This window comes from Treponema sp., assembly GCF_017430385.1.
Lineage (GTDB): Bacteria > Spirochaetota > Spirochaetia > Treponematales > Treponemataceae > Treponema_D.
The window spans coordinates 1-14,036 of record NZ_JAFRNB010000170.1; the positions used below are offsets into that span (position 1 = coordinate 1).

The following is a 14,036-nucleotide window of genomic DNA, read 5'->3' on the forward strand; positions in this document are numbered from 1 at the left end:
AAAGTAACATGATTTAAGCCCATACTTATGGTTCTCCTTTGTTAATTTTGGTTTTTGTGGTGAAAAACATATTAACAAATTTCCATTTGTATGGGTGTTTTTATTTTTACTATTTCAAGTTCATTTTACAATCTTCCAATTTGAAATTTTTATGTAAGCATAAAAAGGGCACCTCGTCGATTATGAGGAGGCGACGAGGGAGAATTAACTTTTTGCGAGGAGATAAGAAATGCAAAAAATAGTAGGTGGGTATCTGATTGGAAGTGAATATACTGGGCACTGGTATTCTGTTTATTACATTGATCGAAACGGAATAAAATCACCTTTAAACTCATATAAAACCGAAGATGAGGTAAACAGACTAACAGATGCAGAAATTCTTGAAATGGTGAACATAAAGGAGTCCTTTATATTTGGACGATTTTAATATTTATTTACACAGCAGTGATTTATTATAAGGAGGCAAAAAATGATATATAGCGTAACTGATTCTTACGGTAACAAATTGGGGGCTTATGACGGCGATAATGAAAGAGGTAAAGTTTACGACCAAAACGGAAACTATATCGGCGAGTACTGGGAACACGAGATTTTCAACAAGGACGGCATGAGTCGTGGTTATTACAACGGCAATCCAGCAGAAGCATTAAAGACCTTGCTGCTGAGGGGGTAATCGACATGGATGAAAACTTCAAAGCAGTGATAAACGCAGCTGAACAGGGAAATGCCGAAGCTCAGTGCATACTTGGTGCTTGTTATGCGGGTGGAAACGGAGTAGTCCAAGATTATGTAAAAGCTTTTGAGTATTGGACAAAAGCGGCCGACCAGGACTATGCCGATGCACAGCATCTTCTTGGTTGCTGCTATAAGGATGGGTTAGGAGTTGCCCAAGATTATGCGAAAGCCTTTAATTGGTGGAAAAAAGCAGCAGAACAGGGACATTGCAATGCTCAGATTACACTTGGTGAATGTTACGAAAAAGGGCAAGGTGTTTCTCAAAGTTTTGAACAGGCAGCATACTGGACAAAAAAGGCAGCAGAACAGGGAAATGTCATAGCACAAAATGTACTTGGTCATTATTACCGAAAGGGGCAAGGCGTTCCTCAAGATTTTGACCAAGCAATATATTGGTTCAAGAAAGCTGCAGAACAAGGAGACGCTGACGCCCAGCAGATGATTGGAATTTGTGAAAATGTTAGGAAAGGCTTTCAAATAATCGGAAATATATAGGCATACTTGTTTTTCTTTTTAGGAAGAATTTCATGCTCATTATATTCATAAAACTTGATTCTATGTTTCTTAAAATACATAGACGAGGATAATTTATAAACTATGGGACAAACCTTCGAATCACTGAAAAATCTTGCAGAACAGGGCGACGCCGAGGCAATGTACCAGATTGGCAACTGCTATCAAAACGGCGAGGGCGTTGGGCAAGACATTGAAAAAGCCGTTGAGTGGTGGATAAAGGCTTCGGATTTTGGGCATGAAAAAGCCTCAGAGCTTGTACAAAAAATAAATCTCATAATGAAATTGATTTAAGACATACAGAATTTGCATTTGCTAAAGGGAGACCTATATGTCAAATTATGATTACTATCGTGGAAGTAGTTCTTATGAAGATGCAGTAAGAAATAGGCTCAATGCGCTTGCGGTGACTGGGGCTGCAACTACGCATGCTGTCCGTAGCATGGAATCTGGCATCAGGAATGACATTCAAGCGAATACGAATGCTATTCAAGAAATGACTTTAGGGCTCAGAAGCGATATTCGCGAAAGTACTTATGCTCTTGTCGCGTCACAAGCGATGCTTGCTCAAACCTTTCAGTATGGATTTAATGCGATTAACAATACACTTGAATTTGGTTTTGGCATGGTCAGTAATAAACTTGATGCCATGAGTGATCGCATCTGCTCAAAACTTGATCAAATCCATGATATTGTAAACAATCCTCTTCTCACGCAGAGCCGTGAATTATTTCGTCGTGCACTTAATAATTACAACAGAGGTTATTACGAAGAGGCTCTGGAAGATTGCAACGGTGCAGTAGAAAAAAACAAGACAGATTTTATTTCATGGAACTTGCTCGGACATATTTACCTGTTCGGTGCGGGTAAATTCAGCAATGTGATTGCTGTTGATAAGGCAGAGGAAGCATTCTATAATGCCGCAAAGTATATAGATTCGGACATAGGACATTCTGACGAGGCGAATATACTTGCTTCTGAAATCTACTATTACCTGGGACTTGCCCGCTTGATAAAGAGCAACGATTATTTGATAGAAAATAAGTCCAATGAATCCAATGCGAAACTGCTTGAAGCAGAAAAAGCAAGTAGTAACGCATATAGACTTTCAAGCAGCAATCTATTTGCAGGTTATGAACAGGCAAAAGAATTGCACTTTTTACGCAGAGATAGTGAGGCTCTAAATATCTTAGAAAAACTCATTCGGGCCGATAAAACTTTTGCACTTAAAGCAAGCACAGACAAGAATTTTGAATCTTTGTGGAATCAGATTGATGCATTAATTATGCGATTGCGGGATGAACTTGTTCCTGCAATATCAAAAAAAATAAAAGACTTTGAAACCCAAGCTAAAGCAAAATATGATGAATTAAAATCTGCCGCTAACATTGTTAATTTTTGGACAGAAAAAGAAAATAAAGATTTCGACGATTTTTGCAAAAAAAACATAACATGGAGTGCTTTTGATGGAGAAGATCATACAATTAAAATTAAAAATACAGAGAAATTTGATAATCTTGCAAAAGAAATTGGAATTAATAAGTTTGGCTTAAAAGAAGAAAATTTCTCTAATCATAGACAGGCAACATATAAAGAAATTTATTATAGTATTAATATTTTTAACCCTGAACATCTCAATCGTGCTAATCAAACATTAAAAGAATTAAAATTAGAAATTAATAAAAAAATTGAAGAAATTAACAATTTAATCTTACTATACAATTCCGTACTACAAGAAGATTATTTTTCTGTCCTTGAAAAATATAACGAAATGAATAGTGAACTAGATTTTAAAGAAGAAAATCATAATTTTTTTTGGGGTTCAAAAGGCAGTAAAATCGGATTTATACCTGGTGTACTTAAAAATTTGCAAAAAGAAGAAATACAGATGAAAATTTATCTTGCAACCAAAAAAGAATGGGAAAAAAGGTCCAATGAACAGGCAAAATATGATGCTGTCAGAATGAAGCAGAATGATACATCTGAAAAAATTTGTAAAACTGTCGGAACCCTCATAGGTTTAATTATTGGCCTTGGAATTTCAATAATTCTTATACATTGGGATATGACAGATGAGTCTGCTAATCCAGCTTACAAGAGCCTTTTTGGGGGCGCAGCTATTTATGGTGCTCTTGCTGGTTTTATTTTAGGATTATTTGATGATTTTTTTGCTGGACTAAAATATGCCTTTGGTTGTGCAATAGTTTCTGTGATTGGTTTTATTATACTCTTGCTTATTTGCACTGCTTTATTGAAAATAAACATAATACTTGGCTATGGTATTCTTGGTTTAACTATAACTTTAATAACTACTATAATATGTAATCTCATAGCAAGTGAAACCCATACAGCGTTTTTTTATAGGTTGTAGTTCTATATGTCCTTTTCTATCTGCCCCGCCTGTTCCGCAGAAAATCGTCCTCTTGCAAAATTCTGCCGTAAATGCGGAACCCGCTTGCCCAACCAGTCTGCTTCTTCAGAGCAAACTCCCGCAGTTTCTCATAATCAGCCAGTTCCGGTGCAACCACACAACGCCGTGCAAGAGGATTTAGTATCTGTAGAAAAGGAAAAGTCAGTTTCTAAAACATCTGATTTGGATTTTATCGCCCTCGAAGAAATCCGCTCGCGTCTGGAAAACTTTATCAATACCCTTGTAATCAGGAAAAAACAAAAAGAAGTTGGAATGCCCATTAACGAGGCGACAAATGTGCTTGTTTTTCGGGGAGAAACTGGAACGGGAAAATCCATTGTGGCTGAATGGTTTATATCTCTTCTTAAAAAATCAAATTGTCTTTTTTCAAGCATGATTGCCCGGACAACAGCACATAAATTGCAAAGGCAGTACGCCACAGATTCGCAGATTGAAAAATATCTTTCTGAACAAAGGCCTGGAGTATTTTTAATTGATGAAGTCCATAATGATAAAAATTATCTTTACGAGCTTTTACTTGGATTAACAGAACAAAAATCACAAACAATATGTATTTTACTGGGGCTAAAAGATGAACTTGAATCTTTTTTTTAATGAAAAAAGCGAACTTACAGATCTTGTAACTTTCTATGACTTTCCGAGAATAAGCGATGAAAATCTCACCAGAATTTTAGAAAAAAAACTTGTTCAAAACGGCTTTATTTTTTCTGAGGATGTGCAGAAAAAACTTTCTCTGTGCGTGCAGGAAGGTCGTCACAATGAAAATGCAGTATACAAAAACGGATGGCTTGTAGAAAAAGACATTCTGCGTACAATTATGGAAAAACAGGCCGAAAGACTAAGCAAAAAATCTAATCTGACAGCAGACGATTTAAAACGAATCGAAGCTAATGATTTGCCTGTAAGCAAAAAAGCAGAAACCGTAGAAGAAATTCTTTCAATGCTGGACGAACTTATCGGCATGAAAAGCGTTAAAGATGCCGTGCGTTCCCTTTGCCAGACAATTCAAAATAATCAAAAACGAAAGGCTTTGGGGCTTGCGGCAGAAAACCCAAAAATCCACATCATTCTTACTGGAAACCCTGGAACTGGAAAAACCACCGTTGCCCGTATCTTGGGAAAACTTTTCTGTGCCATGCAACTTTTACCAAGCGATAAAGTTCTTGAAACTGGCGGGCTTGACATGACGGCAGGTTTTGTCGGCCAGACAAAGGACAAGGTGAACGAACTTTGCGATAAAGCTACGGGAGGAGTGCTTTTTATTGATGAAGCATACTATCTTGCAGGAACAGAGGGCTCAGCAAATTCTTTTGGAAACGAAGCGGTAGGAACACTTTTGAAGCGCATGGAAGACGACCGCGGAAAATTTGTAGTGATTGCGGCAGGCTATCAGAATGAAATGCAGAATTTTTTGCGCATGAATCCGGGATTAGACAGCCGTTTTGAACATAAAATCCACATTGATGACTACACAGCAGATGAACTTTTTGCTATTTTACAATTACAAGTAAAAAAAGCTCAGTTTATTTTTGATGACAGTGCAGAAGAAAAGGCACGAATTGCAATAGAAGATTTATGTAAAAACAAAGGAAAAGATTTTGCAAATGCCCGGGCTGTGCGAACTCTATTTGATGCCATAAAAAGCAGAATGGATGACAGAATTTCCCATTTATCCGCAGAATCGCTTACAAAAGAATCCCTGATGACAATTTGTGCTGAAGACATTCCATATAATGAAAACACGACAAGAACACCAGACCAGGTATTCGCTGAGCTTAATGAACTTATTGGCATGAAAAAAGTAAAAAAAGCCGTGCGAGAATTATACGAAACTGTACAAATCAATCAGGAAATGGAAAAACTCGGGCAAAAACCAAAGAAACCGGAAATTCATATTGCACTTACGGGAAATCCAGGAACCGGAAAAACAACTGTTGCCCGTATTTTAGGAAAACTTTTTGCCTCAATGGGTATGCTTTCCAGTGATAAGGTAATTGAATGTGACAGAAGCAAAATCGTAGCAAAATATGTAGGACACACAGCCCAGAACATGCAGCGACTTTGTGACGATGCGACTGGTGGAATTCTTTTTATTGATGAAGTATATACTCTTGCCACAGACGATTTTGGGCGGGAAGCGACCGACACTCTGATGAAGCGCATGGAAGACGACCGGGGAAAATTTGTTGTTGTAGTAGCAGGTTATAAAAACAAAATGAGTGAATGGATGTCAACAAACGAGGGGCTTTCAAGCCGTTTTACGCACCATATTCACATTGATGACTATAATGCAAATGAACTTTACGAGCTTTTTTGTCTTTATGCAAAAAAAGAAGGGCTTTCCCTTACAAAAGAAGCTCAGGATACCGCAAGAAAATTTATCACTCACATCCATCAAAACCGAACCAGTGATTTTGCCAATGGTCGCACTGTCAGAAAATTTTTTGATGCTGTTGTACGAAAGAAAAATACCCGCGTATTTGATCTTCCAGAAAAGGAGCGCACAAAAGCCGTGCTTACGACCATCACGAGTGAAGACTTTTTACTTGATGAAGGAGCGGTCTCGGTATGACGAAATTTTCTGCCTTTCAGCCAGCGCAAGATTTGCAATCAGACAATGCCGTGCAAAAAAAAGAAGAATCTTCTCTGAGCGGGCAAATGTATAATCGCTATTGCACCAAGTGCGGTGCACAGCTTGAAGAAGATGACCTTTTCTGTTCGGAATGCGGAAGTAAAATTGAAGAGGAAGAAAAAGTGGCCGCAACAGATGAGGATGCAGTTGTCCAGGAGCAAGCCCCTTTCAACATCTCGTCTGATCGGATGGCATCGGTTTTAGAGACGAACCGCATAAAATCGGGGGAGACCGTTGAAAATATGAAAAAATTCGTGCTTCCGTTCGTCTCTGATAAAAACGAATCAAAAAACTTGTCTGTGCGTCAAAATGCGGTGCAAAAATCATCGCTTATCGGTCATTATATGCGTATGGATGCCCAAATGACTCAATATCTGGTGATTGATGCTGTCCAAGGAACTTCCGTGAAAGCATCTGTGAAGACGATTTTTAATGCCGGTGGTTTTTCGATAGAATTTTATGAAGGAACGCTAAGCGGCAACAATCTTAGTCTGCACATGGTTAATGCCGATATGCATCCGCTGCCAGAAGAAGTGCATGTTTTGTTTGGTGAAACGAGGATAGTTCATCATTCTATAAAACGCTCCGAAGAATTTGACGGTCTTTTTCAGAACGACATTATTTCAGGTGCATTTTCGGGTGAATTCAGTACATTAGCTATTTTTAGAAAATGCTGAAAATTATGCGATCTGAATCCTAGTAAGTCAACTTTTTTTGTGATATAATTTTAAGAGGTGTAATTCATGCCTAAAAACAAACATTTCGTTAGTTTTATCGTCCTGCTGACGGTTCTTCTCTTTCCTTTGCTGAGTCCGGCTTGTAAACTGACTTCCAGCGATGATGCCCTTGAATATGTCAACAAAGAAGTCAGCTATGCCTCCGGCGAATCATGTGTCGAACGCTATCTTTTTTATGAGGAAGACGGAAAATACGAGCGGTATATCGCCGGAATGTACTTTGGAGAAGAGCTTCCGGGATATTATTTTGGAACGCTTTTCGAGACTGGAACTTATACTAGAAATGACCAGCTCCTCAATAATATTACATTCTATCCTAAAAAACAGTATGATTTTGATACGAAACAACTTGAATACCTCGGGCTGGAAGGACAAGTTCCCTATTCTGGACGTCTTACTGACAAAAGTCTGACTATCACTTGGAAAGTTTGGACATCTTATGCCACGAAAGGTGAAGTTGACATCGTTTACGAGCGTCAATAACCCGCCAAGTTGTAAAAAATCATTTAAAAGGTAGAATTCACCGATTCAATATGGAAAATTCCTCATGCTTTTTTGAAAACCGAGAATGCAAATTTTTCCCATGCTACAAACTTGACGGCGACTTTAACTGCCTCTCAGCTTTTCACTTCGGAATGTGTTAATCGTTCTGAAGTCAGGTTTCTGGAATCCTGTTAGCCACATCACGTTTACATTCTCGCGGCACTGTTTTGCAATCTGTCTTGAAGAATAAATTCCTGTCATGTAGCAGTAAATCAATACCTTAAGCAGCATGACCGGATTGTATCTGCTTGCTCCTCCTCCTTTTGTATTTCGGGCAAATACTTCATCAATTTCGAGTTCATCTACTGTTTTGCTGACAATTCTTACAAAATGATTCTGCGGAACCAGCTCGTCAAGGCTTGGTGGCAGGAGCCACTGTTCGCCCTGGTTATATGGTTTGTATGTGATTTTATCGCTAACGCCTCTGCTCATATTTAAATTTTAGCAGATTTGAATTCACTTGTAAATTTAAAATAATTGGGGCTGCCCCATACTTTTGGGACAGCCCCTTCTTCCTATGCAAAGTTTTTTATCTATGATAAAATAGGCGCATGGGTTATGATAGAAAAGAAGACGGACTCAGGAGTGATGGTTCAAAAGGTCACGTCCTGGTTGCAGATGATGCTCCGTTTATTACAAAGCAAATCACAAAAATTCTCACCGATGATGGATTCGTAGTTGTTGATGCCGTTCATAATGGTGAGGATGTTCTCAAAGTTTACAAAGAAAAATTCCCAGACATTGATCTTGTTACTCTTGATATTACCATGCCAAAACTGGATGGAATTTCCACTTTGGAGCAGCTTCTTGCTTTTGATAAAGATGCTCACGTTGTTATGGTTACTGCAAACGACAATACCTCGGTCGTTCGTAAAGCAATTGCACTTGGTGCAAAGAATTTTATTGTAAAACCGTTAAAGCCCGAAACGGTTCTTTCTCGCATTAAATCTTCCGTAAGAAAATGAACGCACTGGAAGTACGCAATCTCACAAAAACGTTTGGCTCGACTATTGCCAACCACGATATTTCTCTTGAATTAAAAAAAGGCGAAATCCTTGCTCTTTTGGGCGAAAACGGCAGCGGAAAAAGCACTTTTGTCAATCAGCTTGCTGGCATTTACGCTCCAGAAAGCGGCGACATCTTCATAGACGGCAAAAAATGCACATTCAAGTCACCGCAGGACGCAATTTCTGCTGGTGTCGGCATGGTTCATCAGCATTTTAAGCTTGTTGATGTAATGAGCGCGCTTGAAAACATCACTTTGGGCGAAAAATCCGGCGGATTCTTTATCAAAAAACAGGCTCTTTACGAAAAAATCAACGAGATTCAAAAAAAATTCGGCTTTTCAATCGATTTAAATCGCAAGCTTTACGAAATGTCTGTCTCAGAAAAACAGACTGTTGAAATCATCAAAATTTTGTACCAGGGCGCAAGAATTCTGATTCTTGACGAGCCGACGGCCGTTCTTACCCCGCAGGAAACAGCAAAATTGTTCACAGTTCTCAGAAGAATGAAAGACAACGGCTGCTCAATCATCATTATCACTCACAAACTCAATGAAGTCATGGAAATTTCAGACCGGGTTGCCGTCATGCGAAAAGGCGAGAATGCCGGAATGGTCGAAACTGCTTCATGTACTGAAAAATCTCTTGCCCGTCTCATGCTCGGCGGCAAATTCGACTACAAGGTTACTCGTGTTCCTGCCGGTCGAAGCCAGAATCCGGTTCTCGTGGTCAAAAATCTTTCGAGCAAAAACGCTTATGGAAAAAAATCGCTCGACAATCTCAACTTCGACCTTTACGGCGGCGAAATCCTGGGCGTGGCTGGCATTGTCGGTTCCGGCCAAAAAGAGCTTTGCGAAACTCTCACTGGACTTTTAAAAGCTGAGTGCGGCGAGGCGAATTTTCAGGGGCAGAATCTTCTTAAGCTTTCCCCAATCGAAATCAAAAAACTCGGTGTCCGCATGAATTTCGTTCCAGAGGACAGGCTCGGAATGGGCTTGGCGGCAGGCCTCGACATCGCCGAAAATGTTATGATGCGCTCTTATTCCGAAGAATCGCATTTCTTCCTGAACAGAAAGAAGGGCAGTGAGCTTGCTGTGGACATCGTTGACCGCTATGCAATCGCGACTCCTTCAATTCACAATCCTGTGCGGCAGCTTTCGGGCGGCAACATCCAGAAGGTCCTTCTTGGGCGAGAGCTTGAGATGCACCCGAAATTCCTTATCGTCGCATATCCGTTCCGAGGCCTTGATGTCGGTGCCACAAATAATATCATCAACATGCTGAACGAACAGAAGAAAAAGGGCGTTGCAATTCTTCTGATTGGCGAGGACATCGACCAGCTTTGCGCGCTTTGCAACAGACTCATGGTCATTCACGACGGCTCAATTAAAGGAATCGTCAATCCTGAGCAAACTTCCAAAGAAGACATCGGCTTGATGATGATGGGAAGATCACTTTCAGAAAAGGAGGATGAAAATGCTTAGAATCGCAATGCAAAAATCGCTTACACAAAAGCAGAAAATCCTCGTGCGCACGGCGGCTGTTTTTTCGGCAATCGTCTGCTCAATGCTCGTGCTTGTTTTCATGGGGCTTAATCCGTTCAAAGTTTACGCGAACATTTTTTCAGGCTGCTTCGGCACTTTTTACCGTTTCAAGCAGGTCGTTTACAAGGCAGTTCCGCTCACAATCCTTTCGCTTGGGTGCTGCGTGGCTTTCAAGATGAAATTCTGGAACATCGGTGCGGAAGGCCAGTTCTATATGGGAGCTTTTGCGGCAACCTGGGCGTTCATGCTTTTTCCGAATGCTCCGGCGGCCGTTCTTCTTCCTCTCATGGCTATTTGTGCAATCATCGCAGGTGGAATTTTCGCGCTTATCCCGGCGGCCCTTAAAATCAAATGGGGAACAAGTGAAACTCTGGTCACTCTCATGCTCAACTATGTCGCACAGAAATGGGTTAGCTATCTCAAATATTCTTATCTTCCGTGGCGCGACCCTCATGGCGGCGGCTCTCCAAAAATCGTCACTTTCTCAGATAATGCCGTGCTCCCAAATATTTTCGGGATTCATGCAGGCTGGCTGATTGCGGTTCTGCTCGTCGTTGCAATGTACTTCTTATTAAAGAAAACAAAATTCGGCTACGAGGTTTCTGTCATCGGCGAAAGTTTTGACACTGCCCGTTATGCCGGAATCAATGTCTCGCGCACGATTGTGATTGCCGTAGTCCTTTCGGGCGGATTGTGTGCCCTTGCCGGCATGATTCAGGCGAGTGCAATCGAACGCTCTCTCACAGATAATATGTCAAACGGAATGGGCTTTACGGCCGTCATCACAACATGGCTCAGTCAGCTTGATCCTGTGATTTCCCTTGCGGTTTCGTTCGTGTTCAGCGTGCTTTTGCAGGGCGGAAGTTACTTGCAGACTTCGATGGGGGTTCCTGCCAGCATGGGCACGATTATCCAGACAATCATCATCTTCTTCGTTTTGGGAAGTGAATTTTTCGTGCGGTACAGATTTGTTTTTGAAAAAGGGAAACGAAAAATTGAAAATTGAAAATTTAATCTGTGCTTATCTGTGTTAATCTGTGGTTAAAAAAATGGAGTCATTATGATTTTAGCTTTTGCTTTGTTTTTACAGGTCGCTGTTCAGACCGGAACACATATCCTCTACGGAATTTTGGGTGGAATTCTTTTTGAAAAATCTGGCCAGACAAATCTTGGAACTGAAGGAATGATGCTTTTGGGAGCTGCTTTCGGCTATCTTGCTGGCGCAACCGTGGGAAATCCCTTGCTCGCGGTGATTGCGGCTGGCTTGGCAGGAAGTTGTGGTGCTCTCATTTATGCTTTCATCACGATTACTCTCCGTGGAAATCAAATCGTAACAGGTCTTGTCCTTACAACTTTCGGAACTGGTGTCGCAAGCTTCATGGGAAAATACCTTGCAGCTTCTCCGCTAAAATCTTCTATTAAAAGTGCGTTTTCTGTAGTTTCGATTCCTCTTCTTTCAAAAATTCCTGTTTTCGGGAAAATGCTTTTCGAGCAGGGAATCTATGTCTGGATTTCGCTTGTTTTGGCTTTCGTGCTGTGGGCATATTACCGCTACACCCGCTGGGGCTTGAACATCCGTGCAATCGGCGAGAATCCTGCTGCGGCAGATGCTTCTGGAATCAATGTAACTCTCTACAAATACATTCATGTTCTTGCCGGCGGATTTTTGTGTGGCTTGGGCGGAGCTTATCTTTCGCTTGCTTTCGTCGGTCAGTGGCAGGAAAACATCACGGCTGGTGCGGGCTGGATTTCAGTTGCGTTCGTAATTTTCTGTACATGGAGTCCGTTGAAGGCGATTTTGTGCGCATGGGCTTTCGGTGCTTTAAGCTCGCTTGCATTGAAGTGCCAGTCTGTTCCGATTTTCGGCCACATTATCCCAGGTCAGCTTTTGGACATGATTCCGTACATCGCAACTGTGGTCGTGCTTGTTTTGATGGGATTGCATTTCAAAAAGGAGAATCAGGGACCTGCCGCTTTGGGAATCAGCTTTTTCCGCGAAGAGAGATAGGCTTAGAAAATGTAATAGGTTCCGCGCTTTACGAAGCCCGCGAACCCGTCACTTTCAGCATCGACTTCGTATACTCGCTTGCTGTAATGGTAAAGCGACATCATTTTGCGGATTTCGGGTGAGAATTTCTTGAGCTGCACATAAGATGCGTGAACTCCTGATGAGAAGCCGCTTATGTCGCAGTCATGGAAAATATGCTCGATTTTCGGGAATTTTTCTAACAGAAGATGGATTTGCCCAGGATTGTATTGCGAGTCGCCTGTGAACAAAACCCTTTCGTCAAAAATAAGGCCGTAAGAAACCTGAGAATGCTTAAGGCTCTTTGTCCTCAATGTTACATGCTTTGTTCTGAAAAACTTTATGTTGATAGAGCCGATGTTTGATTCAAAAATTTCAAAAGGCTTTTTTTGGATTCGTTTGATTGGAAATTCTGAAAAATAATCATTAAAACCGAGCTTGCCATTCTCGCAGAATTGGATTCCGCCTCTGAGAGATTCGTTCCAGAGCTTTTTCTTGAATTCTTTTGGAATCGCGATGTTTAAAGGCTGTTTAGTAACATAAAATGCTGAAAGCGCAAGCTCTTCTACGCCACCGATGTGGTCAGCATGAGGATGAGTGAGAATGATATTTTTGATGTCGGAAATTTTTGTGTTGTATTCCTTTTCGAGAATGTAAGGACAGAAACTTCCGCAGTCAACAAGAATATGCGAGCTTCCTTTTACGACAAGAATATTAGCCTGGAAAAAATCTTTTTGGAAGGCGTTTCCGGTTCCGATGAAAAAAATGGAAAGGCTTCCGTCATTGGAAAATTCAAGCTGATTGCTAAATTCTTTCGTTTTCATGATGGTATATTATAACACAAAAGCCCCGCAAAAAAAAGCGGGGCATAAAAATTAGTAGTTGTTCTTTTTGACTTCAAAGAAGCTCTGCGGATGGAGGCAGACCGGACATGCTCCCGGTGCTTTTTTGCCTACTACGATGTGGCCGCAGTTTGCGCACTGCCAGATTACATCGCCGTCCTTGCTGAACACTTTTTCGCCTGTAACATTGTCGAGCAATTTTCGGTAGCGTTCTTCGTGCTCTTTTTCGATTGCGCCGACCATTTCGAAGAGTTTTGCGATTCTTGGGAATCCTTCTTCGGCAGCCGTTTTTGCGAATCCTGCGTACATGTCAGTCCATTCAAAGTTCTCGCCGTCTGCAGCGTCCTTTAAGTTCTCGGCTGTTGACGGAACATCGCCATCGTGCAGCAATTTGAACCAGATTTTTGCGTGCTCTTTTTCGTTGCGTGCTGTTTCTTCAAAAATGTCAGCAATCTGCTCGAAGCCGTCCTTGCGGGCTTTGCTTGCGTGGTAAGTATATTTGTTGCGTGCCTGAGATTCGCCTGCGAAAGCTGTCTGTAAGTTTTTTTCGGTCTGTGTGCCCTTAATGTTTTCCATTTAGTACCTCCGGAAATTGTATTCTTCTATTTTAAAGGAGAATTTCTAAAAGTCAACTTAAATTTGGGGCGGTTCAATAGACCTTTAATGCCCTGCACGGATGCAGGGAAAAAGCAAAGAGAGAATTTTCTGAAAGAAAATTCTCGTTGGAATCAAAAAATACAAGGATGGATTTTTTGTTCCTGACTATCCCTAGCCCTAGTATAGAATTTTTTTTCCAATTATTTTAGAATCAACTTCGTAAAATAGGAGAAAGTCTGATATGAAAAAGATTGCATTCGCTATTTTTGCGATTGGTACGCTTGCATTTGTTGCCCCAAAGAAAGCTCCTGCTGCAAAAAAAAGCGTTGTTGATTCCATAAAGGAAAAGGCCGCCGTGTGGTTCATGGCTCAGACCGACAAAGCTGAGGTAAAATCAGTTGTCGCAACCAGCGAACTTGTTGAGGCTCAGTT

General features: G+C 41.0%; 17 protein-coding genes. 14 read left to right on the forward strand and 3 right to left on the reverse strand.

Translation table 11 applies throughout. From position 1 onward, the window contains the following. Positions 1 to 229: 229 nt before the first annotated feature. From IJJ71_RS13215 to IJJ71_RS13255, 9 genes are all read left to right on the forward strand, one after another. Positions 230 to 427 carry a hypothetical protein gene (locus IJJ71_RS13215; protein ID WP_296847685.1) on the forward strand — a complete coding sequence of 66 codons (198 nt, stop codon included), beginning with the start codon at positions 230 to 232 and terminating at the stop codon, positions 425 to 427. A gap of 42 nt (positions 428 to 469) precedes the next feature. Next, complete coding sequence (locus IJJ71_RS13220) at positions 470 to 673, forward strand: hypothetical protein (RefSeq protein ID WP_296847686.1); 204 nt, start codon at positions 470 to 472, stop codon at positions 671 to 673. Between the two features lie 5 nt (positions 674 to 678). Beyond that, a complete protein-coding gene (locus IJJ71_RS13225) occupies positions 679 to 1,230 on the forward strand; it encodes a tetratricopeptide repeat protein (protein WP_296847687.1) in 552 nt (183 codons plus the stop codon). A gap of 102 nt (positions 1,231 to 1,332) precedes the next feature. Continuing rightward, positions 1,333 to 1,542: a tetratricopeptide repeat protein gene (locus IJJ71_RS13230; protein WP_296847689.1), complete on the forward strand. Its 210-nt coding sequence runs from the start codon at positions 1,333 to 1,335 to the stop codon at positions 1,540 to 1,542. 37 nt (positions 1,543 to 1,579) lie between these two features. Continuing rightward, positions 1,580 to 3,619 carry a tetratricopeptide repeat protein gene (locus IJJ71_RS13235; protein ID WP_296847691.1) on the forward strand — a complete coding sequence of 680 codons (2,040 nt, stop codon included), beginning with the start codon at positions 1,580 to 1,582 and terminating at the stop codon, positions 3,617 to 3,619. 6 nt (positions 3,620 to 3,625) lie between these two features. After that, positions 3,626 to 4,273: a DUF7577 domain-containing protein gene (locus IJJ71_RS13240; protein ID WP_296847692.1), complete on the forward strand. Its 648-nt coding sequence runs from the start codon at positions 3,626 to 3,628 to the stop codon at positions 4,271 to 4,273. Further along, the gene (locus IJJ71_RS13245; RefSeq protein WP_296847695.1) at positions 4,251 to 6,251 is read left to right on the forward strand and encodes an AAA family ATPase; all 2,001 of its coding nucleotides are present in this window, start codon (positions 4,251 to 4,253) and stop codon (positions 6,249 to 6,251) included. Before IJJ71_RS13240 ends, IJJ71_RS13245 begins: the two co-directional genes overlap by 23 nt. After that, positions 6,248 to 6,988, forward strand: coding sequence for a zinc ribbon domain-containing protein (locus IJJ71_RS13250; protein ID WP_296847696.1), 741 nt, complete (start codon positions 6,248 to 6,250; stop codon positions 6,986 to 6,988). Before IJJ71_RS13245 ends, IJJ71_RS13250 begins: the two co-directional genes overlap by 4 nt. A 66-nt stretch (positions 6,989 to 7,054) precedes the next feature. Next, positions 7,055 to 7,531 (forward strand): hypothetical protein, encoded by a 477-nt coding sequence (locus tag IJJ71_RS13255; protein ID WP_296847698.1) that lies wholly within the window; start codon positions 7,055 to 7,057, stop codon positions 7,529 to 7,531. 123 nt (positions 7,532 to 7,654) lie between these two features. Here IJJ71_RS13255 and IJJ71_RS13260 read toward each other — a convergent pair whose 3' ends face one another. Then, a complete protein-coding gene (locus tag IJJ71_RS13260) occupies positions 7,655 to 8,023 on the reverse strand; it encodes a transposase (protein WP_296847700.1) in 369 nt (122 codons plus the stop codon). A 119-nt stretch (positions 8,024 to 8,142) separates the two neighbouring features. Between IJJ71_RS13260 and IJJ71_RS13265 the strand changes: the two genes are divergently transcribed. From IJJ71_RS13265 to IJJ71_RS13280, 4 genes are read left to right on the forward strand one after another with little or no spacing between them, the layout of a single operon-like run. Then, positions 8,143 to 8,556, forward strand: a complete 414-nt coding sequence (locus tag IJJ71_RS13265) for a response regulator (protein ID WP_296847702.1) — start codon at positions 8,143 to 8,145, stop codon at positions 8,554 to 8,556. Further along, complete coding sequence (locus IJJ71_RS13270; protein ID WP_296847703.1) at positions 8,553 to 10,079, forward strand: ABC transporter ATP-binding protein; 1,527 nt, start codon at positions 8,553 to 8,555, stop codon at positions 10,077 to 10,079. Before IJJ71_RS13265 ends, IJJ71_RS13270 begins: the two co-directional genes overlap by 4 nt. Further along, entirely contained in the window at positions 10,072 to 11,145 is a 1,074-nt protein-coding gene (locus IJJ71_RS13275) for an ABC transporter permease (RefSeq protein WP_296847705.1), read from the forward strand. The genes IJJ71_RS13270 and IJJ71_RS13275 overlap by 8 nt, the downstream gene beginning before the upstream one ends. A gap of 54 nt (positions 11,146 to 11,199) precedes the next feature. Beyond that, positions 11,200 to 12,147, forward strand: a complete 948-nt coding sequence (locus tag IJJ71_RS13280; RefSeq protein WP_296847706.1) for an ABC transporter permease — start codon at positions 11,200 to 11,202, stop codon at positions 12,145 to 12,147. A gap of 2 nt (positions 12,148 to 12,149) precedes the next feature. On the opposite strand, the gene IJJ71_RS13285 is transcribed toward IJJ71_RS13280, so the two are convergent. Continuing rightward, complete coding sequence (locus IJJ71_RS13285; RefSeq protein WP_296847708.1) at positions 12,150 to 12,989, reverse strand: MBL fold metallo-hydrolase; 840 nt, start codon at positions 12,987 to 12,989, stop codon at positions 12,150 to 12,152. A gap of 51 nt (positions 12,990 to 13,040) precedes the next feature. Continuing rightward, positions 13,041 to 13,583, reverse strand: a complete 543-nt coding sequence (rbr, locus tag IJJ71_RS13290; protein WP_296847709.1) for a rubrerythrin — start codon at positions 13,581 to 13,583, stop codon at positions 13,041 to 13,043. 262 nt (positions 13,584 to 13,845) lie between these two features. Here rbr and IJJ71_RS13295 point away from each other — a divergent pair. Then, positions 13,846 to 14,036 (forward strand): hypothetical protein (locus tag IJJ71_RS13295; RefSeq protein WP_296847710.1); only part of this gene is annotated, 191 nt, incomplete at its 3' end.

Bases quoted from the DNA above. Each gene is read 5' to 3' on its own strand.
- IJJ71_RS13260 (WP_296847700.1), bottom strand. From the start codon at position 8,023: ATGAGCAGAGGCGTTAGCGATAAAATCACATACAAACCATATAACCAG.
- IJJ71_RS13265 (WP_296847702.1), top strand. From the start codon at position 8,143: ATGGGTTATGATAGAAAAGAAGACGGACTCAGGAGTGATGGTTCAAAA.
- IJJ71_RS13280 (WP_296847706.1), top strand. From the start codon at position 11,200: ATGATTTTAGCTTTTGCTTTGTTTTTACAGGTCGCTGTTCAGACCGGA.
- IJJ71_RS13240 (WP_296847692.1), top strand. From the start codon at position 3,626: ATGTCCTTTTCTATCTGCCCCGCCTGTTCCGCAGAAAATCGTCCTCTT.
- IJJ71_RS13220 (WP_296847686.1), top strand. From the start codon at position 470: ATGATATATAGCGTAACTGATTCTTACGGTAACAAATTGGGGGCTTAT.
- IJJ71_RS13270 (WP_296847703.1), top strand. From the start codon at position 8,553: ATGAACGCACTGGAAGTACGCAATCTCACAAAAACGTTTGGCTCGACT.
- IJJ71_RS13245 (WP_296847695.1), top strand. From the start codon at position 4,251: ATGAACTTGAATCTTTTTTTTAATGAAAAAAGCGAACTTACAGATCTT.
- IJJ71_RS13215 (WP_296847685.1), top strand. From the start codon at position 230: ATGCAAAAAATAGTAGGTGGGTATCTGATTGGAAGTGAATATACTGGG.
- IJJ71_RS13255 (WP_296847698.1), top strand. From the start codon at position 7,055: ATGCCTAAAAACAAACATTTCGTTAGTTTTATCGTCCTGCTGACGGTT.
- IJJ71_RS13250 (WP_296847696.1), top strand. From the start codon at position 6,248: ATGACGAAATTTTCTGCCTTTCAGCCAGCGCAAGATTTGCAATCAGAC.
- IJJ71_RS13275 (WP_296847705.1), top strand. From the start codon at position 10,072: ATGCTTAGAATCGCAATGCAAAAATCGCTTACACAAAAGCAGAAAATC.
- rbr (WP_296847709.1), bottom strand. From the start codon at position 13,583: ATGGAAAACATTAAGGGCACACAGACCGAAAAAAACTTACAGACAGCT.
- IJJ71_RS13230 (WP_296847689.1), top strand. From the start codon at position 1,333: ATGGGACAAACCTTCGAATCACTGAAAAATCTTGCAGAACAGGGCGAC.
- IJJ71_RS13285 (WP_296847708.1), bottom strand. From the start codon at position 12,989: ATGAAAACGAAAGAATTTAGCAATCAGCTTGAATTTTCCAATGACGGA.
- IJJ71_RS13235 (WP_296847691.1), top strand. From the start codon at position 1,580: ATGTCAAATTATGATTACTATCGTGGAAGTAGTTCTTATGAAGATGCA.
- IJJ71_RS13225 (WP_296847687.1), top strand. From the start codon at position 679: ATGGATGAAAACTTCAAAGCAGTGATAAACGCAGCTGAACAGGGAAAT.